This window comes from Kitasatospora sp. NPDC097643 (genome assembly GCF_040302625.1).
In the GTDB taxonomy this organism is placed as follows: domain Bacteria; phylum Actinomycetota; class Actinomycetes; order Streptomycetales; family Streptomycetaceae; genus Kitasatospora.
In genome coordinates this window covers 38889-57969 of record NZ_JBEOSA010000007.1, presented here as the reverse complement: position 1 = coordinate 57969, position 19081 = coordinate 38889, and the positions used below count along the sequence as shown (strand labels likewise).

Here is a 19081-nt window from a genome sequence, read left to right as displayed (position 1 = left end):
GTTCAGACCGCCGCTTCCAGCTCGGCCTCGATCTTCTCCATGAGCTGGTCCTGGACCTCGGCCACGCCGATCTGCTGGAGCAGCTCGGCGAAGAAGCCGCGCACCACCAGGCGGCGGGCCTCGTCGGCGGGGATGCCGCGGGCCTGGAGGTAGAACAGCTGCTCGTCGTCGAAGCGGCCGGTCGCGGAGGCGTGGCCGGCGCCGACGATCTCGCCGGTCTCGATCTCCAGGTTGGGGATCGAGTCGACCCGGGCGCCGTCGGTGAGCACCAGGTTCCGGTTGAGCTCGTAGGTGTCGGTGCCGAGCGCGGCGGCGCGGATCAGCACGTCGCCGACCCAGACCGCGTGCGCGTCCTGGCCCTGGAGGGCGCCCTTGTACGCCACGTTCGACCGGCAGTGCGGCGTGTCGTGGTCGATGACCAGGCGGTGCTCCAGGTGCTGGCCGGCGTCGGCGAAGTACAGGCCGAACAGCTCGGCCTCGCCGCCGGGGCCGGCGTAGTTCACCCGCGGGTGGAGCCGGACCAGGTCGCCGCCGAAGGTGACCACGACGGACTTGTACGAGGCGTCCCGGCCGACCAGCGCGTTGTGCTGGGCGACGTGGACGGCGTCGCGGTCCCAGTCCTGGACGGAGACGAAGGTGAGCTTGGCACCGTCGCCGACCAGCAGCTCGACGTTGGCGGCCCGGGTGCCGGTGCCCGTGTGGTTGAGCACCACGACGGCCTCGGCGAACGGCTTGACGTCGATCACCACGTGGCCGAAGCGGACCCCGCCCTCGCCGTGCACGTCGATCTTGACCGGCTCGGTGAGCACCGCGTCCTTGGGGACGGTGACCACGAGCGCCTCATCGAAGGCGCTGAACGCCTGCGCGGCGACCCGGTCGACCGGCGTGCCGGCCTTGCCCAGGCGGGCGTCGTCACGGCCGACGGTCTCGGCGGTGACGCCGTCCGGCAGCGTGAACTCGATCTTGGACCCACCCTTGTCCGCGGCGGCGGCGGTGCCGTCGTGCAGCCCGCCGAGGCGGTGCAGCGGGGTGAACCGCCAGTCCTCCTCGCGGCCGGTCGGCACCGGGAAGTCGTTCACGTCGAAGGACGGCTTGACCGCGACGCGCGCGTCGATCGGCTGCTGGACCGTGGCACGGCCGGTGCCGGGGCCGGCGAGCTGCGCGCCCGCGCCGGCGGTGCCGACCTCGATCGAACCGGCGGTGGTGGAGCCGGTGGTGTTCTGCTCAGCCATGGCTGTTCGTAGTGCTCTCTTCCTCGGAAATCAGTGGACGGCGGTGGCGGTCGGGGGTCAGCCGACCGCGCCCTCCATCTGCAGCTCGATCAGCCGGTTGAGCTCCAGCGCGTACTCCATCGGCAGCTCACGCGCGATCGGCTCGACGAAGCCGCGGACGATCATCGCCATCGCCTCGGTCTCGGTCAGGCCGCGGCTCATCAGGTAGAACAGCTGGTCCTCGCTGACCTTGGAGACGGTCGCCTCGTGGCCCATGGACACGTCGTCCTCGCGGACGTCCACGTACGGGTAGGTGTCCGAGCGGGAGATGGTGTCGACCAGCAGCGCGTCGCACAGCACGTTGGACTTGGCGCCGTGCGAGCCCTCGCCGATCTCGATCAGACCGCGGTAGGAGGTCCGGCCGCCGCCGCGCGCCACCGACTTGGAGACGATGTGCGAGGAGGTGTTCGGCGCCATGTGCACCATCTTGGCGCCGGCGTCCTGGTGCTGGCCCTCGCCCGCGAAGGCGATCGACAGGGTCTCGCCCTTGGCGTGCTCGCCCATCAGGTAGACGGCCGGGTACTTCATGGTGACCTTGGAACCGATGTTGCCGTCGACCCACTCCATGGTCGCGCCCTCGTACGCCACGGCGCGCTTGGTGACCAGGTTGTAGACGTTGTTCGACCAGTTCTGGATGGTCGTGTAGCGGCAGCGGCCGCCCTTCTTGACGATGATCTCCACGACCGCGGAGTGCAGCGAGTCGGAGGAGTAGATCGGCGCGGTGCAGCCCTCGACGTAGTGGACGTAGGCGTCCTCGTCGACGATGATCAGCGTCCGCTCGAACTGGCCCATGTTCTCGGTGTTGATCCGGAAGTAGGCCTGGAGCGGGATGTCCACGTGCACGCCCTTCGGCACGTAGATGAACGAGCCGCCGGACCACACGGCCGTGTTCAGCGCGGCGAACTTGTTGTCGCCGGCCGGGATGACGGTGCCGAAGTACTCCTTGAACAGCTCCGGGTGCTCGCGCAGCGCGGTGTCGGTGTCCAGGAAGATGACGCCCTGCTCCTCCAGGTCCTCGCGGATCTGGTGGTAGACGACCTCGGACTCGTACTGGGCGGCGACACCGGCGACCAGGCGCTGCTTCTCCGCCTCCGGGATGCCCAGCTTGTCGTAGGTGGCCTTGATGTCCGCGGGCAGGTCCTCCCAGGACTCGGCCTGCTTCTCGGTGGAGCGGACGAAGTACTTGATGTTGTCGAAGTCGATGCCGGTGAGGTCCGAGCCCCAGGTCGGCATGGGCTTCTTGCCGAAGAGCTTCAGGCCCTTGAGACGCAGGTTCAGCATCCACTCGGACTCGTTCTTCTTCGCGGAGATGTCGCGCACGACCTCCTCGCTGAGCCCGCGCTTGGCCTCGGCACCGGCGGTGTCCGGGTCGGCCCAGCCGTACTCGTAATTGCCCAGGCCCTCGAGCTCGGGGTGCGAAACGGTGTCAGTCATGCGAGCTTCCTAACGCGCGGACGCTGAATCTTCGGTGGACGTACCGGCAGTCGGCACTGCATCGGAGCCGTGACCCGCGGAACCCCGGGCGGGCGACGATGCGGCACCGGGTGCCGGCACATAGGTGGTGCAGACCCCGTCGCCGTGGGCGATGGTGGCCAGCCGTTGCACATGGGTGCCCAGGAGGCGGGAGAAGACCTCGGTCTCCGCCTCGCAGAGCTGCGGGAACTGCTCGGCGATGTGCGCGACCGGGCAGTGGTGCTGGCAGAGCTGGGCGCCCGCCGGGGCCTTGGCCGCGGCCGACGGGACCCGCCGCACCGTGGCAGCGTACCCGTCGGCGCTCAGCGCCTGGGCGAGCGCCTCGGTGCGCTCCTCCGCCCCGGCCAGCCGCAACGCCTCCTGGTACCGCTCGCCCTGCCGGCCGAACCGGGCCCGGGCGAAGGCGGCGACCGCCTCCTCGCCCGCCTTGCCGCCGCCCACCGCGTCGGAGATCCAGCGCAGCGCGTCGGCCGCGAGCTGGTCGTACGCCTGGTAGAAGGCGTCCCGGCCGGATTCGGTGAGGGCGAAGACCTTGGCCGGACGGCCCCGGCCGCGGCTGCCGTAGACCCGCTGTTCGCGGGACTCGACCAGGCCGGTGGCGGCCAGCCCGTCGAGGTGGCGACGGACGGCGGCGGCGGTGAGCCCCAGCCGGCTCGCCAGGTCGGCGGCGGAGGAGGGGCCGTGGTCCAGGATCGACCGGGCGACCCGGTCGCGGGTGGCGCGGTGGCCCTCCAGCAGCACCTCGGTCGCCGTCGCGGGCACGTCGCAGCCGGGGGCCGACTCGGCCTCCTGCTGCGTGGTGTGCTCGCGCATGTTTTTCACAACACCAGTGTTGCGTAATTACTTCCGACAGGACAAGCCGTGATCCAGGCCTCACCCGTGTCATCTGTCACGCAGGCAAGCCTTACCTGATCCCCTGCCCGGCCCCGTGCCCGGCCCCCTGCCCGGCCTGCGGAAACGATCACCAAGGCCGGTGTCCGGCGCGCGCGTTCGGCCCTCTTACACTCGCCGGTATGCACTCCGAACCCGCGGTCCAGATCGCCGGGCTGGTCAAGCGCTACGGCGACAAGCCCGCGGTGGACGGCCTCGACCTCACCATCGCGCGCGGCGCGATCACCGCCGTCCTCGGCCCCAACGGCGCCGGCAAGACCACCACCATCGAGACCTGCGAGGGCTACCGCCACCCCGACGCCGGCACCGTCCGCGTCCTCGGCCTCGACCCGGTCACCCAGAACGCCGCACTGCGCCCCCGGATCGGCGTGATGCTCCAGTCCGGCGGGGTCTACGCGGGCGCCCGCGCCGTCGAGATGCTGCGCCACACCGCGAAGCTGCACGCCCACCCGCTGGACGTCGACGCACTGGTCGAGCGCCTCGGCCTCGGCTCCTGCGGCCGCACCACCTACCGGCGGCTGTCCGGCGGCCAGCAGCAGCGGCTCGCGCTGGCCATGGCCGTGGTCGGCCGCCCCGAACTGGTCTTCCTGGACGAGCCCACCGCCGGCCTCGACCCGCAGGCCCGCCGCGCCACCTGGGAGCTGGTCCGCGACCTGCGCCGGGACGGCGTCACCGTGGTCGTCACCACCCACCACATGGACGAGGCGGAGCAGCTCGCCGACCAGGTCGCCGTCGTCGACCGCGGCAAGGTCATCGCCACCGGCAGCCCCGAGGAGCTGTGCCGCGGCGGCGCCGAGAACGCCCTGCGCTTCGACGGCCCGCCCGGCCTGGACCTCGGCCCGCTGCTCAAGGAGCTGCCCGAGGGCGCCACCGCCGTCGAGACCGTCCCCGGCGGCTACCGGATCGAGGCGCCCGTCGACCCGCAGCTGCTGGCCACCGTCACCGGCTGGTGCGCGGCCTCCGGCGTCCTCCCCGAGCGGCTGTCCGTCCAGCGCCGCAGCCTCGAAGACGTCTTCCTCGACCTGACCGGACGGGATCTGCGCTCGTGAGCGAACGAACTGAGGGAACCATCAGCGCCGTGTCCACCGACTACTCCCCCCGGCCGGGCGCCGCACCGGTCGGCCGGATGCTGCTGGCCCAGACCGCCTTCGAGACCAGGATGCTGCTGCGCAACGGCGAGCAGCTGCTGCTCACCGTGGTCATCCCGACCGTGCTGCTGGTGCTGTTCTCCGCCGTGGACATCGTCGCGGTGGAGGGGCCCGGCAAGCGGGTCGACTTCCTGGCCCCCGGCCTGCTGGCGCTGGCCGTGATGTCCACCGCCTTCACCGGGCAGGCCATCGCCACCGGGTTCGAGCGCCGCTACGGCGTGCTGAAGCGGCTCGGCGCCAGTCCGCTCCCGCGCTGGACGCTGCTGACCGCCAAGACCGGCTGCGTGCTGGTCACCGAGGCGCTCCAGGTCGCGCTGCTGTCGGTGATCGCGCTGGCGCTCGGCTGGTCCCCGCAGGGCAACCCGCTGACCGTCGCCGCCCTGCTGGTGCTGGGCACGGCCGCCTTCTCCGGCCTCGGCCTGCTGATGGCGGGCACGCTGAAGGCGGAGGCCACGCTGGCCGGCGCGAACCTGGTCTTCATCCTGCTGCTGCTGGCCGGCGGGGTGATCGTGCCGCTGAGCAGGTTCCCCTCCGCCGTGCGGTCGGCGCTGGAGCTGCTGCCGATCTCCGCGCTCTCGGACGGCCTGCGGTCGGTGCTGCAGACCGGCGCCGGGGTGCCCTGGTCGGACCTCGGCATCCTGGCCGGCTGGTCCGTCCTCGGGCTGGCCGCGGCCGCCCGCTTCTTCCGCTGGGAGTAGTCCTTCCCCGGCGCGCGAACGGCCCCCGACCGCTGATCCGGTCGGGGGCCGTTCCACGTGTGCCGACGGTGCGTCAGCTCTCGCTGCCGCCACGGCGCTTGCGGGCCAGCAGGACGAGCGCGCCACCGACCAGCAGCACGCCGCCGCCGACCGCCGCGATCATCGGGGTGGCGTCGCTGCTACCGGTCTGGGCGAGGGCCGGGGCGCTGGTGCTGGGCGCCGGGGTCGGCGTCGCGGTCGCGGTCCGGCTCGGGGTGGGGGTCGCCGACGGGGTCGGGGTGGTGCTCGGGGTCGGCGTCACGGTCGGCGTCGGCACCGGGGTGGGCGTCGTCGTCGGCGTCACGGTCGGCGTCGGTGTGGGGGTCGGGGTCTGAGTCGGGGTGGGGGTCGGGGTCTGAGTCGGCGTGTGGCACGGCTCGATGGTCTTGGTCTCGTCGATGCTCCACCCCTTCTGGCTCGGGGTCTCCGTGGTGTTCACCACCAGGTGAGCCTTGATCGGGGCGGTGTGGTCCTTCACCGCGAAGGTCTGGTGGAACTCCTTCGGGAAGGTCTTGCCGTCGACGAGCTTCTCGCCGTCGACGGTGAGGCTGACGGTGTTCTTCACGTCGGCCTTGTCGCTGTAGTTGATCAGGTCGACCACGATCTTGTCGCAGGTCACCGTCCAAGTCGGCACGTGCGCCGAGGCGTTGGTGGCCAGGGCCAGGGGCAGCAGGAGACCTGCCGCCGCCGTGCCGGCCAGTGCCGCCGCTCCGATCCCCACGTGCCGCCGCTGTCGCGCCATTTCGCTGTTCCCCTCCGAACGGTCCTGTGCAGCAGGCGTGTTGAGTGGTTCGCGGGGGCCCGCTACGACTGTCCGGGGGACTCTACCGGCACTCCCGCACCTCTCCACACCCCACCGTGCGACCGGATTTCATCTGTCCGTCCGCATCCGGATGTGCATGACCAGCCCATCACAGCCGCCACCTCGCACGACACGGAATCGGCGAACTTGAACGGTTCTCGTCATGAACTTCGTCACCTGACTGAAAAAACGGCGCCCTCGGTGATCAGGTTCAATCACCGAGGGCGCCGTTACGGTCAGTTGGGGGTCAGGCCTTCCGAGCCGTCCGGCGCCGGGCGGCCACCACGATTCCGCCACCGGCCGCGAGCACCACCGCGCCGCCGATCGCCAGCGGCAGGACCGGTCCGGAGCCGGTGTGCGCGAGGTTGCCGCCCGCGGTCGCCGTCGCCGAGGGGCTCGCCGAGGCGGAGGCCGACGCGGCCGGCACCGCCGCCGAGGCGGACGGGCTCACCGAGGCGGAGGCGTTCGGCTTCCCGCCCGCCGGGGCGGACGAGGTGGCCGACGGGCTCGTCGAGGCCCCGGGGGTGGCCGAGCCGCCGGGCGTGGCCGGGGTGGACGGCGTCGTGGTGGCGGACGGCGACCCGCTCGGCACCACCGGCGGCACGGTGGCCGGGGTGGACGGCGTCGGGACGACGGCCGGCAGGCAGCCGGTGAACGGGTAGTGGTGCGTCTCCGCGCCGCCGCTGCCGGCCAGCGAGGCGACGATGACCGAGCCGTTGACCGGGCCCCCGCTGCCGAGCTCGAAGGCGGCGTTCGGCGCCAGCACGGTGCCCGCCCACGCGGCGGCGCTGTTCTTGACCACCTTGGTCGCGGTCGGGAAGTTCCAGAGCAGCCTGGCCCGGATCCCCCCGCCCGCCGCACTCTGCAGCTTGTCGTCCAGGACGAAGGCCGACGTGCCCGCGTCCCACAGGTGGAAGCCGGTGGTCCCGGCGGCCGCCATGTCGTACGAGCCGCCGGTCACGTTGACCACGGTGACCGAACCGGCCGGCACCTTGAGGTAGACGTCCTTGGCGAGCTGCAACGTGGCCGCGTCGACGGTGAAGCTGTTGAGCCTGGGGTCGACGCCGGTCAGGGTCACCTTGCCGGTGTCGGCCTGGACACTGGTGCCGGCCGTGCGCGGGGCGGCGGCGAGCGCGGCCGAGGCGGCCCGCAGCTTGGCGAACTCGGCCTTGAAGTCGATCGGGGACGCCCCCGGGCCCACCTTGCCCTGGTGGGCCTCCAGGACGCCGGTCAGCTTCCCGCCGTAGACGCCGTTGCCCTTCATCACCTGGGTGTTGTGGCCGTTCAGGTTCCCGGCCACCACGAGGGCGTTGCCGCCGGGCAGCGCCGCGACCTGGCCGGGGGTGAGCTCCTGGCCGACGGAGAAGCTCCGCGGGTTCTTCGCGTCGTCGCCGGCGAAGTAGGCGTCGCCGCCCACCGCGACCGCGCCCTCGGCGTCCGGGACGTGGTGGTCATCGCCCTCGACGAACTCGCCGTAGAGGTTGGCGACCCCGAGGCTGCGGCACTCCTGGGCGGGGTCGGCGGCGTGGGCGGCCGGGGCGACCAGACCGGCCAGAGCGAACGAGCCGCCGACCGCGAGCGCGGCGGCGGAGGTGGGTATGCGCATGTGCTGGATCTCCGCTTACGTGGCGGGAGGAGTGGGAGTGGCCCGAAAAAGGTATGGACCAATCCGCACTCTTTCGGCCAAACAGGCGAATGGTCAAGACCAATGACCACCTTGCCCGAACAGTCCGGTTTGCTCCCCGGTCACCGCAGACCGCGCCCCGCCCCAAGATCGCCCGTAAGGCCGCCTACGATTGACCGCGTGCTGAACCCCTTCTCCCTGCTCGCCGACCGCTGGCAGCCGTCCGCCGCCATGGTCCGGCGCGCCGCGTTCGCCGCGCTGGTGATGAGCGTGGTCATCGTCGTCACCGGCGGCGCCGTCCGGCTCACCGCCTCCGGCCTCGGCTGCACCACCTGGCCCCGCTGCACCGACGAGAGCCTGACGCCGACCGCCGAGATGGGCTTCCACGGCGTCGTCGAGTTCACCAACCGGATGCTCACCTACGTGCTGAGCGCCGCCGTCGGCTGGGCGATCCTGGCCGCCCGCTGCCACCGCCCCTGGCGCCGCAGCCTGACCAAGCTCGGCTGGGCGCAGTTCTGGCTGGTGATGAGCAACGCCGTGCTCGGCGGCATCACCGTACTGACCGGCCTGAACCCGTACACCGTGGCGCTGCACATGATCGCCGCGATGGCGCTGGTCTGGGTCGCCCTGCTGATGTGGGAGCGGTCCGGGGAGGGTGACGGCCCCGCGAAGCTCGCGGTGGCCCGCCCGATCCACCAGCTCTCCTACGTCCTGGTCACGGTCATCGGCCTGTTGGTCGCGGCCGGCACCCTGGTCACCGGCGCCGGCCACCACCCGGGCACGCCCAAGGACAACAAGATCGTCCCGCGCATCCCGATCGACTACGACCGCCTCGCCCAGTTCCACGCCGACTTCGCCTTCGTCTCGGTCGGCCTGGCCATCGCGGTGATCTTCGTCTTCGCCGCCGTCAAGGCCCCCCAGGCGGCCCGCGCCCGTGCCAAGGAGCTGCTGGCCGTCCTGCTGCTCCAGGGCGTGCTCGGCTTCGTCCAGTACTTCACCGACGCCCCCGAGCTGATGGTCGGCCTGCACATGCTGCTCGCCGCGCTCACCTGGATCGCCGCCCTCCGCATCCCCCTCGCCCTGCGCACCCGCGCGGACGAGGGCGGGGAGGCAGCCACCCCGCTGCCCGCCCAGGCCCCGCAGACCGCCTCGGTCTGACCCCGGCCACCGCTGGCCCCGGCCCCCTGGCCCCGGCACCGGTCGAGACGACGACGGCCCGGTTCCCCCGAACGGAGGAACCGGGCCGTCTACGCGTTCCGGACGGACGTCCGACCCGGACGCACATGCGTGTCATCCGCACGTCCGTCCCGGGCCCGGCGCTCAGCCGCCGAGCTGGATCCCGGCCATCCGCTTCCACTCGTACGGTCCGGTCTTCACCTTGAGGCCGAGCTCGCCCTCGAAGTCGTCGTGCAGGGTGAGCCCGGCCAGCTCGGCGGCCCGACGGCCGACCGCGTAGCTCGGGGCCACCTGGTCGCCCCAGGCGCCGTCCGCGCCGACCACGACGATCCGGGTGGCCACGGCGCCGACGTACTCGACGACCGCGTCGGCGCTGCCGCCGTGCTGGCGGGCGAAGCTGGTGAGGTTCTTGGCGATGCGCTTGGCGCGACGCTCGGTGCGGGCGTCCGGCGCGGCGGCGGTGGCGGTCTCTGCGCTGCTCATGCCCGCATGCTACCCACCGGTACTGGCGCTGGCGACGGGAGCGGGCTGTGCACCGGGCCACATACTGGGGAGGTGACCTTCCAAGGCTGGCCCACCGAGGCGCTCGACTTCTACGAGCAGCTGGAGGCCGACAACTCGAAGACCTTCTGGCAGGCCCACAAGGGCCGGTACGACGACGCCGTGCGGGCGCCGATGGAGGCGCTGCTGGCGGAGCTGGAGCCCGAGTTCGGCCCGGGCAAGATCTTCCGCCCCAACCGCGACGTCCGGTTCAGCGCCGACAAGTCCCCGTACAAGACGCACATCGGCGCGCACCTGGAGGCCGGCGGCTACATCCAGCTCTCCGCCGACGGACTGGCCTGCGGCAACGGCATGTACCAGCTCGCCGCCGACCAGCTGGAGCGCTACCGCGCCGCCGTCGCCGAGGACGTCAGCGGTGCCGAACTGGAGCGCGTGATCGCCCGGGTGGAGAAGGACGGCCCGCAGGTGTTCGGCCGGGACAGCCTGAAGTCCGCCCCGCGCGGCTACCCCAAGGACCACCCCAGGATCGAGCTGCTGCGGCACAAGGGCCTGGTCGCCTGGCAGGAGTGGGAGCCCGCGAAGTGGCTGGGCACCCGCACCGCCCACACCCGGATCACCGCCTTCCTGCGCGCCTCCCAGCCGCTCAAGGACTGGCTGGACGGCCACGTCGGCCCGTCCGAACTGCCCGCCCGCTGAACTGCCCGCCCCCGAACGTGAAAGAGCCCCGGTCCGCAGACCGGGGCTCTTCCTTCCGTACGGCTGTGGCTACTTCACGAACGGGTCGATCGCGCACACCACGAACAGCAGCGACAGGTAGGTGATCGACCAGTGGAACAGCCGCATCTCCTTGAGCTTGGCGCCCACCACCCCGGCCTTGGCCCGGGCGTACAGCGCGTGCGCCTCGCGCAGCCAGGCCGCGCCCAGCAGCACCGCCGAGACGGGGTACAGCCAGCTCATGTGCCCGAGCGGCCAGAGCGTCAGCGAAACCGCCACCATGACCCAGGAGTAGACGACGACCTGCTTGCCGACGGCCACGTTGCCCTTGACCACCGGCAGCATCGGCACCCCGGCTCGCAGGTAGTCCTCGCGCACCTTCATGGAGAGCACCCAGGTGTGCGGCGGCGTCCAGAAGAAGACCACCAGGAACAGCACCACCGCGGCCCAGGACAGCGAGTTGGTGACCGAGGACCAGCCGACCAGCACCGGCATGCAGCCGGCGATGCCGCCCCAGACGATGTTCTGCGAGGTGCGCCGCTTCAGGCCCAGCGTGTAGACGAACACGTAGAACAGCAGCGCGCCGAGCGCCAGTCCGGAGGAGAGCCAGTTGACGCCGAAGCCCAGCAGCAGGGTCGAGACGACCGCGAGGACGACACCGAACACCAGCGCCTCGCGCGGCGACACCATGCCGGTGACGATCGGCCGGCGCTCGGTGCGCGACATCACCGCGTCGATGTCGCGGTCGATGTACATGTTGAGAGCGTTGGCGCCGCCCGCCGAGAGGTAACCGCCGACCACGACCTTCAGCACCAGCAGCATGTCCGGAACACCCTGCTGTGCCAGGAACATCACCGGCACGGTGCTCATCAGCAGCAGCTCGATGATCCGAGGTTTGGTCAGGGCGACGAAGGCGCCGACACGGGCCCCGATGGGCCGGTGCGCAGGAGTCGCCCCGGTGACCCCGGCGGGACGGGTTTCGACGGCGGTCACTAACACCCCAACTGAAGATGAACCTTCGCAGGCGCCCACGGGAACGAAGGTCCCGAATCGTCCGCTCTGCGCGTACCACGACACCATAGACGTTCCATATCTCCCCACCGGCTCCGGGGTCCCCCGGCGAGGCGGAACGCACACCCCTGGGTGAACCCACGAACCCGCCCCCGCGCGGTACCGCTCCCCCGTCCTGACCATCGGGGCGGCATCGGGCGGAAAATCAGGAGAGTCTGGGACAAAGCGGAGCAGATCGCTCTGGTGGGAATCGCCATACGGAAATCCCGGTTGTCTCAGCACGGAGGGTGAGCCCCGGCCCGGACGGTAGGCTCGCACGCAGAAGCGGGATCTACCCTCCGTGACCGGCACCACCCAGCGTCGGGACCACAGCGCCGTGGCCGACCCGGTCCCCAATTCACGGGGTCACTCTTCACAATGGAAGGAGCCCTGAGACAGGGTGAGCACGACGCCGACGAACGCATTCGAGTGGTCCGAGCTGGATGAGCGCACGGTTGACACGGCGCGGGTCCTGGCCATGGACGCGGTCCAGAAGGTCGGCAACGGACACCCCGGGACGGCCATGTCGCTGGCCCCCGCGGCGTACCTGATCTTCCAGCGTTTCCTGCGCCACGACCCGACCGACCCGTCCTGGGTCGGCCGCGACCGCTTCGTCCTCTCCCCCGGGCACACCAGCCTGACGCTCTACACCCAGCTCTACTTCTCCGGCTACGGCCTGGAACTGGACGACCTCAAGGCCTTCCGCGTCGCCGGCAGCCGCACCCCGGGGCACCCGGAGCACGGCCACACCGCAGGCGTGGAGACCACCACCGGCCCGCTCGGCCAGGGCATCGCCAACGCGGTCGGCATGGCGATGGCCGCCCGCTTCGAGCGCGGCCTCTTCGACCCGGACGCCCCGGCCGGCGAGTCCCCGTTCGACCACACCATCTGGGCCATCGTCTCCGACGGCGACCTGGAGGAGGGCATCTCCGCCGAGGCCTCGTCGCTGGCCGGCCACCAGAAGCTGGGCAACCTGGTCGCCCTCTACGACGACAACCACATCTCCATCGAGGGCGACACCGAGACCGCCTTCTCCGAGGACGTCCTCAAGCGTTACGAGGCGTACGGCTGGCACGTCCAGCGGGTGACCCCGAAGGCCAACGGCGACATCGACGTCACGGCCCTGGCCGACGCGCTGGCCGCCGCCAAGGCCGAGACCTCCCGCCCGTCGATGATCGCCATGCGCACGATCATCGCCTGGCCGGCCCCGGACGCCCAGAACACCGCCAAGGCCCACGGCTCCGCGCTCGGCGCCGCCGAGATCGCCGCCACCAAGAAGGTCCTCGGCTTCGACCCGGAGAAGACCTTCGAGGTCTCCGACAAGGTCATCGAGCACGCCCGCCTGGTCATCAAGCGGGGCAAGGCCGCCCGCGACCAGTGGCAGCAGTCCTTCGACGCCTGGCGCACCGCCAACCCGCACCGCGCCGCCGAGTTCGACCGCATCCAGGCCGGCGAACTGCCCGAGGGCTGGAAGAAGGCCGTCCCCTCCTTCCCGGCCGGCAAGGAGGTGGCCACCCGCAAGGCCTCCGGCGAGACCCTCAAGGCGCTCGGCGCGGTGATCCCGGAGCTGTGGGGCGGCTCGGCCGACCTCGCCGAGTCCAACCTCACCACCATCGACGAGGACAGCTCGTTCCTGCCCGAGGGCAACCCGCTGAAGTCGGCCGGCCCGTACGGCCGGACGATCCACTTCGGCATCCGCGAGCACGCCATGGGCTCGACCATGAACGGCATCGCGCTGCACGGGAAGACCCGCGTGTTCGGCGGCACCTTCCTGGTCTTCGCCGACTACATGCGCCCGGCCGTCCGGCTGGCCGCGCTGATGAAGCTGCCGGTCACCTACGTCTGGACGCACGACTCGATCGGCCTCGGCGAGGACGGCCCGACCCACCAGCCGGTGGAGCACCTGGCCTCGCTGCGCGCCATCCCGGGCCTGGCCATGGTCCGCCCGGCCGACGCCAACGAGACCGCCGTCGCCTGGCGCACCGTCGTCGAGCGGCAGACCAGCCACCCGGGCCCGGTCGGCCTGGCGCTCACCCGCCAGAACGTCCCGACCTTCGACCGCGAGGTCTTCGGCTCCGCCGAGGGCGTCGCGAAGGGCGGCTACATCCTGGCCGAGGCCTCCACCGGCGACCCGCAGGTGATCCTGCTGGGCACCGGTTCCGAGGTCCAGCTGGCCGTCAAGGCCCGCGAGGTGCTGGAGGCCGAGGGCGTCGCCACCCGCGTCGTCTCGCTGCCGTCCTTCGAGTGGTTCCAGGAGCAGGACCAGGCCTACCGCGACAGCGTGCTGCCGCCGTCGGTCAAGGCCCGCGTCTCGGTCGAGGCGGGCATCGCCCAGGGCTGGCGCGAGCTGGTCGGCGACCACGGGCGGATCGTGTCCCTGGAGCACTTCGGTGCCTCCGCCGACTACCAGGTGCTGTTCGAGGAGTTCGGCCTGACCGCCGAGCGCGTGGTGGCCGAGGCCCACAACGCCCTGCGCTCGCTCGAAGCCGTCAACCGCTGACCGTACGGGCCGCGTACCCGCCCGCACGCGGGTACGCGGCCCCTCTGACGACCCCACGACGACAGTAGAAAAAAGGACTGAAGCACCATGACTGACGCACTGAAGCGCCTCAGCGACGAAGGCGTGGCGATCTGGCTGGACGACCTCAGCCGCGAGCGGCTGAACACCGGCAACCTGGCCGAGCTGGTGCAGAACAAACACGTGGTGGGTGTCACCACCAACCCGACCATCTTCCAGAAGGCCATCGGCAGCGGGCACAGCTCGTACGACGGCCAGCTGCGCGACCTCGCCGTCCGCAAGGTCACCACCGACGAGGCCATCCGCATGATCACCACCTCGGACGTGCGCGACGCGGCCGACGTGCTGCGCCCGGTCTACGACGCCTCCAACGGCCGCGACGGCCGGGTCTCCATCGAGGTCGACCCGCGCCTGGCCCACCAGACCGCGCCGACCGTGGCCGAGGCCAAGCAGCTGTGGTGGCTGGTGGACCGCCCGAACGTCTTCATCAAGATCCCCGCCACCAAGGCCGGCCTGCCCGCGATCAGCGAGGTCATCGGCAAGGGCATCAGCGTCAACGTCACGCTGATCTTCTCGCTGGAGCGCTACCGGGCCGTCATCGACGCCTACCTGACCGGCCTGGAGGCCGCCAAGGCCAAGGGTCTGGACCTCTCCCAGATCGAGTCGGTCGCCTCCTTCTTCGTCTCCCGCGTGGACACCGAGATCGACAAGCGCCTGGAGAAGATCGGCGGCGACGCCCGGAACCTGCGGTCCAAGGCCGCCCTGGCCAACGCCCGCCTCGCCTACCAGGCGTACGAGGAGGTCTTCGGCAGCGTCGACGGCAAGACCGCCGGCAACGCCCGCTGGAAGGCCCTGGAGGCCGCCGGCGCCAAGCCGCAGCGCCCGCTCTGGGCCTCCACCGGCGTCAAGGACCCGGCCCTGCCGGACACCCTGTACGTCACCGAGCTGGTCGCCCCCGGCACCGTCAACACCATGCCCGAGGCCACCCTGGACGCCACCGCCGACCACGGCGTGGTCACCGGCGCCACCATCGTCCCCAACTACGCCGACGCGAAGGCCGTGATGGACGCCATCGCCGCCGCCGGCGTGGACTACGACGACGTGGTCCAGGTGCTGGAGGACGAGGGCGTCGAGAAGTTCGAGCAGTCGTGGAACGAGCTGCTCGACACCGTCACCGCCTCGCTCGCGAAGTTCGCCGCCGAGCAGTGACCCCCTGCGCACCCAGTCAGCGCACGCACGAAACAGCGGAGCCTCTCAAGTGAGCACTGATTTCCCCGAGTTGACCCCGGTGTCGGACGTGGACGATCTCCCGTCGGCCCCGGTCAACCCGCTCCGTGACCCCGCAGACCGACGGCTCCCGCGCATCGCGGGGCCGTCCGGTCTGGTCATCTTCGGGGTCACCGGCGACCTGTCCCGCAAGAAGCTGATGCCCGCCATCTACGACCTGGCCAACCGCGGTCTGCTGCCGCCGGGCTTCTCGCTCGTCGGCTTCGCCCGCCGCGAGTGGGAGGACGAGGACTTCGCCAAGGAGGTCCACGACGCGGTCAAGGAGCACGCCCGGACCCCCTTCCGCGAGGAGGTCTGGCAGCAGCTCGCCAAGGGCATGCGCTTCATCCAGGGCACCTTCGACGACGACGACGCCTTCGACCGCCTCCGCCAGACCATCGAGGAGCTGGACAAGGCGCAGGGCACCGGCGGCAACTTCGCCTTCTACCTGTCCGTCCCGCCGAAGTTCTTCCCGACCGTCGTCCAGCAGCTGAAGAAGCACGGCCTGGCCGATCCTCCACAGGGCTCCTGGCGCCGCGCGGTCATCGAGAAGCCGTTCGGCCACGACCTGGAGAGCGCCCAGGAGCTGAACAAGGTCGTCCACGAGGTCTTCCCCCGGGACGAGGTCTTCCGGATCGACCACTACCTGGGCAAGGAGACGGTCCAGAACATCCTGGCGCTGCGCTTCGCCAACCAGATGTTCGAGCCGATCTGGAACCGGTCGTACGTCGACCACGTGCAGATCACCATGGCCGAGGACATCGGCATCGGCGGCCGGGCCGGCTACTACGACGGCATCGGCTCCGCCCGCGACGTCATCCAGAACCACCTGCTCCAGCTGATGGCGCTCACCGCCATCGAGGAGCCGGCGTCGTTCCACCCGAAGGCGCTGGTGGCCGAGAAGCTCAAGGTGCTCAGCGCCGTCAAGCTCCCGGCCGACCTCGGTCGGCACACCGTGCGCGGCCAGTACGCGGCCGGCTGGCAGGGCGGCGAGGAGGTGGTCGGCTACCTGGACGAGGACGGCATCAACCCGGACTCCAAGACCGACACCTACGCGGCCATCAAGCTGGAGATCAACAACCGCCGCTGGGCGGGCGTCCCGTTCTACCTGCGCACCGGCAAGCGGCTGGGCCGCCGGGTCACCGAGATCGCGGTGGTCTTCCAGCGCGCCCCGTACCTGCCGTTCGACTCCTACGCGACCGAGGAGCTGGGGCAGAACGCCCTGGTCATCCGGGTGCAGCCGGACGAGGGCGTGACGGTGCGGTTCGGCTCCAAGGTGCCGGGCACCTCCTTCGAGGTCCGGGACGTCACGATGGACTTCGCGTACGGCGAGTCCTTCACCGAGTCCAGCCCGGAGGCGTACGAGCGGCTCATCCTCGACGTGCTGCTCGGCGACGCCAACCTGTTCCCGCGCCACCAGGAGGTCGAGCTCTCCTGGCAGATCCTCGACCCGATCGAGCGGTACTGGGACACCCACGGCAAGCCCGCCCAGTACCCGGCGGGGACCTGGGGCCCCGTCGAGGCGGACGAGATGCTCGCACGAGACGGCAGGAGCTGGCGCCGGCCATGAAGATCGACCTCACCAACACGACGTCGGGCAGGATCAACGGCGCGCTGATGGCGGCGCGGCGGGCCAGCGGCTCCACCGCGGCCGGCATGGTGCTCACCCTGGTGATCGTGACCGACGAGGGCAGCGCGTACGACGCCCTCAAGGCGGCCAACGACGCCTCCCGCGAGCACCCGATGCGCACCCTCGCGGTGATCAAGCGCGCCGGGCGCTCGCCCCGGGCCCGCGCCGAGACCCGCCTGGACGCCGAGATCCTGGTCGGCTCGGACGCCGGCTCCGGCGAAACGGTCATCCTGCGGATGCACGGCGAACTGGTCGCCCACGCCCAGTCCGTCGTGCTGCCCCTGCTGCTGCCGGACGCCCCGGTCGTCGTCTGGTGGCCGGACAACGCACCGCTGCACCCGGCGCAGGACCCGCTGGGCTCGATCGCCCAGCGCCGGATCACCGACGCGGTCACCGCCGAGTCCCCGGTGGGCCAGCTGGCCCAGCGGGCGCAGAGCTACACCCCCGGCGACACCGACCTGGCCTGGACCCGGATCACCGGCTGGCGCTCGATGCTGGCCGCCGCGCTGGACCAGCGGCCGTCCCGGATCACCTCCGCGGTGGTCGAGGGCGAGTCCTACAACCCCAGCGTCGAGCTGCTCGGCCTCTGGCTGCACAACCGGCTGCACGTGCCGGTCGAGCGGGTCGTCACCGGCGGTCCCGGCATCACCGCGGTGCACCTGCGCACCAAGGACGGGGACATCACCCTGGACCGCCCGGACGGCCTGATGGGCACGCTCAGCATGCCCGCCTCACCGGACCGCCAGGTGGCGCTCAAGCGGCGCGAGACCTCGGAGCTGATCGCCGAGGAGCTGCGCCGGCTGGACCCGGACGACATCTACGCGGCGGCCGTGCGCACGCCGGTCGAGCGGCTGCGCGAGCCGGCCAACGCCGAGACGGCGGCGGCCGAGCGGGTCGCCCACACGGTCTCCGAGGCCGCCGTGGCCAACCCGGGCCGGGTGACCGCCAAGGTGCCCGCCGAGGGCGCCGAGGCGGCCGAGCCGGCCGCCGAGAAGAAGTCCCCGGCCAAGAAGCCGGCCAAGGGGCGCGGATGACCAACGCGACCCCGCAGCTGGTCGTCCACCGGGACAAGGAGCTGATGGCCCAGGCGGCCGCGGCCCGGCTGATCACCCGGATCGTGGACGCCCAGGCCGCCCGCGGCACCGCCTCGGTGGTGCTCACCGGCGGCCGCAACGGCAACGCCCTGCTGGCCGCGGTCGCCGCCTCCCCGGCGCGCGACGCGGTCGACTGGGCGCGGCTGGACCTCTGGTGGGGCGACGAGCGCTTCGTGCCGGCTGCGGACCCGGAGCGCAACGCCGTCCAGGCCAGGGCCGAGCTGCTGGACGCCGTCCCGCTCGACCCGGCCCGGGTGCACGAGATGCCCGCCTCGGACGGGGTGGACGGCTCGGACGTGGAGGCCGCCGCGGCCCGCTACGCGGAGGAGCTGGCGAAGGCGGCCGGGCCGGGCGACCGGCTCGGCGTCCCGGCCTTCGACGTGCTGCTGCTCGGCGTCGGCCCGGACACCCACGTCGCCTCGCTCTTCCCCGAGCACCCGGGGGTGCGGGAGACCGAGCTGACGGTGGTCGGCGTGCGCGGGGCCCCCAAGCCCCCGCCGACCCGGGTCTCGCTCACCCTCCCGGCGATCCGGGCGGCCCGTGAGGTGTGGCTGCTGGCGGCCGGCGAGGACAAGGCGGGCGCGGTCGCGCTGGCCCTGTCCGGCCCCGGGGCGCTCCAGGCGCCCGCCTCCGGCGCGTACGGCCGCAGCCGCACCCTGTGGCTGCTGGACCGGGCCGCCGCCGAGCGGATCCCGCCCCAGCTGTACCCGCCGGCCTCGGCGTAGGGACCCACAACGCCGAAGGGCGCCACCGTCGTTGACGGTGGCGCCCGTTTGTCGCGCTCGGCTCGCTCAGATCTCGCCGCGCAGCTTGGCCAGCGCCTCGGCGAGGATCGCCTCGCCGTCGGCGTCGGTGCGACGCTCGCGGACGTAGGCGAGGTGGGTCTTGTACGGCTCGTTGCGCGACGGCGCGGGCGGGTTGTGCTCGTCCTGCCCGGCCGGGAAGCCACAGCGCGGGCAGTCCCAGGTGTCCGGGATCACGGCCTCGGCGGCGAAGCTGGGCTTGGTCTCGTGCTTGTTGGCGCACCAGAAGGAGATCCGGTTGCGCGGGGCGGACTCGCCGCGCTCCGCCTCGCCCATGGGGCCGGCTCCGACCCTGCTGCCACGGATGGCGTTGCCACTTGCCACGGTCTGACTCCCTGCGTGCTGGTACGCCGACCCGCCGCGGTGCGCGTCGGTGGCGAAAG

17 protein-coding genes are annotated in these 19081 nt (G+C 71.8%); 9 read left to right on the top strand and 8 right to left on the bottom strand.

The window, feature by feature from the left end; genetic code table 11:
• Positions 1-2: 2 nt before the first annotated feature.
• The 3 genes from sufD to ABTY15_RS07100 are packed head-to-tail and all read right to left on the bottom strand — an operon-like array spanning position 3 to position 3557.
• The gene (gene sufD / locus ABTY15_RS07110; RefSeq protein ID WP_350577374.1) at positions 3-1232 is read right to left on the bottom strand and encodes a Fe-S cluster assembly protein SufD; all 1230 of its coding nucleotides are present in this window, start codon (positions 1230-1232) and stop codon (positions 3-5) included.
• Positions 1233-1289: 57 nt separating this feature from the next.
• Positions 1290-2705 carry a Fe-S cluster assembly protein SufB gene (sufB, locus tag ABTY15_RS07105; protein WP_350577372.1) on the bottom strand — a complete coding sequence of 472 codons (1416 nt, stop codon included), beginning with the start codon at positions 2703-2705 and terminating at the stop codon, positions 1290-1292.
• A gap of 9 nt (positions 2706-2714) precedes the next feature.
• The gene (locus tag ABTY15_RS07100) at positions 2715-3557 is read right to left on the bottom strand and encodes a helix-turn-helix transcriptional regulator (RefSeq protein ID WP_350577364.1); all 843 of its coding nucleotides are present in this window, start codon (positions 3555-3557) and stop codon (positions 2715-2717) included.
• 200 nt (positions 3558-3757) lie between these two features.
• Here ABTY15_RS07100 and ABTY15_RS07095 point away from each other — a divergent pair, with 200 nt between their 5' ends.
• Both ABTY15_RS07095 and ABTY15_RS07090 read left to right on the top strand, forming a co-directional pair.
• Entirely contained in the window at positions 3758-4684 is a 927-nt protein-coding gene (locus ABTY15_RS07095) for an ABC transporter ATP-binding protein (RefSeq protein ID WP_350577361.1), read from the top strand.
• Positions 4685-4761: 77 nt separating this feature from the next.
• Complete coding sequence (locus tag ABTY15_RS07090) at positions 4762-5481, top strand: ABC transporter permease (protein ID WP_350577750.1); 720 nt, start codon at positions 4762-4764, stop codon at positions 5479-5481.
• 73 nt (positions 5482-5554) lie between these two features.
• Here the strand turns inward: ABTY15_RS07090 and ABTY15_RS07085 are convergent, their stop codons facing one another.
• Positions 5555-6262, bottom strand: coding sequence for an LAETG motif-containing sortase-dependent surface protein (locus tag ABTY15_RS07085; RefSeq protein WP_350577358.1), 708 nt, complete (start codon positions 6260-6262; stop codon positions 5555-5557).
• Positions 6263-6569: 307 nt separating this feature from the next.
• Positions 6570-7928: a choice-of-anchor A family protein gene (locus ABTY15_RS07080; RefSeq protein WP_350577355.1), complete on the bottom strand. Its 1359-nt coding sequence runs from the start codon at positions 7926-7928 to the stop codon at positions 6570-6572.
• 189 nt (positions 7929-8117) lie between these two features.
• On the opposite strand from ABTY15_RS07080, the gene ABTY15_RS07075 reads away from it, so the two are divergent.
• Positions 8118-9104 carry a COX15/CtaA family protein gene (locus ABTY15_RS07075; protein WP_350577748.1) on the top strand — a complete coding sequence of 329 codons (987 nt, stop codon included), beginning with the start codon at positions 8118-8120 and terminating at the stop codon, positions 9102-9104.
• Positions 9105-9266: 162 nt separating this feature from the next.
• On the opposite strand, the gene ABTY15_RS07070 is transcribed toward ABTY15_RS07075, so the two are convergent.
• Positions 9267-9605, bottom strand: a complete 339-nt coding sequence (locus tag ABTY15_RS07070) for a hypothetical protein (protein WP_189916409.1) — start codon at positions 9603-9605, stop codon at positions 9267-9269.
• Between the two features lie 72 nt (positions 9606-9677).
• On the opposite strand from ABTY15_RS07070, the gene ABTY15_RS07065 reads away from it, so the two are divergent.
• Positions 9678-10319: a DUF2461 domain-containing protein gene (locus tag ABTY15_RS07065; protein ID WP_350577352.1), complete on the top strand. Its 642-nt coding sequence runs from the start codon at positions 9678-9680 to the stop codon at positions 10317-10319.
• A 69-nt stretch (positions 10320-10388) separates the two neighbouring features.
• Here ABTY15_RS07065 and ABTY15_RS07060 read toward each other — a convergent pair whose 3' ends face one another.
• The gene (locus tag ABTY15_RS07060; RefSeq protein ID WP_350577349.1) at positions 10389-11336 is read right to left on the bottom strand and encodes a heme o synthase; all 948 of its coding nucleotides are present in this window, start codon (positions 11334-11336) and stop codon (positions 10389-10391) included.
• 451 nt (positions 11337-11787) lie between these two features.
• On the opposite strand from ABTY15_RS07060, the gene tkt reads away from it, so the two are divergent.
• The 5 genes from tkt (at position 11788) to pgl (ending at position 18620) form a co-directional block, all read left to right on the top strand.
• Positions 11788-13887: a transketolase gene (gene tkt / locus ABTY15_RS07055; RefSeq protein ID WP_350577346.1), complete on the top strand. Its 2100-nt coding sequence runs from the start codon at positions 11788-11790 to the stop codon at positions 13885-13887.
• An 87-nt stretch (positions 13888-13974) separates the two neighbouring features.
• Positions 13975-15114: a transaldolase gene (gene tal, locus ABTY15_RS07050; RefSeq protein WP_350577343.1), complete on the top strand. Its 1140-nt coding sequence runs from the start codon at positions 13975-13977 to the stop codon at positions 15112-15114.
• 88 nt (positions 15115-15202) lie between these two features.
• Positions 15203-16741 (top strand): glucose-6-phosphate dehydrogenase, encoded by a 1539-nt coding sequence (zwf, locus tag ABTY15_RS07045; RefSeq protein WP_350577745.1) that lies wholly within the window; start codon positions 15203-15205, stop codon positions 16739-16741.
• A complete protein-coding gene (gene opcA, locus ABTY15_RS07040; protein ID WP_350577340.1) occupies positions 16738-17835 on the top strand; it encodes a glucose-6-phosphate dehydrogenase assembly protein OpcA in 1098 nt (365 codons plus the stop codon). The genes zwf and opcA overlap by 4 nt, the downstream gene beginning before the upstream one ends.
• Complete coding sequence (gene pgl / locus ABTY15_RS07035) at positions 17832-18620, top strand: 6-phosphogluconolactonase (RefSeq protein ID WP_350577337.1); 789 nt, start codon at positions 17832-17834, stop codon at positions 18618-18620. The genes opcA and pgl overlap by 4 nt, the downstream gene beginning before the upstream one ends.
• A gap of 66 nt (positions 18621-18686) precedes the next feature.
• Here pgl and ABTY15_RS07030 read toward each other — a convergent pair whose 3' ends face one another.
• Positions 18687-18974, bottom strand: a complete 288-nt coding sequence (locus ABTY15_RS07030) for an RNA polymerase-binding protein RbpA (RefSeq protein WP_057240347.1) — start codon at positions 18972-18974, stop codon at positions 18687-18689.
• Positions 18975-19081: the final 107 nt, after the last annotated feature.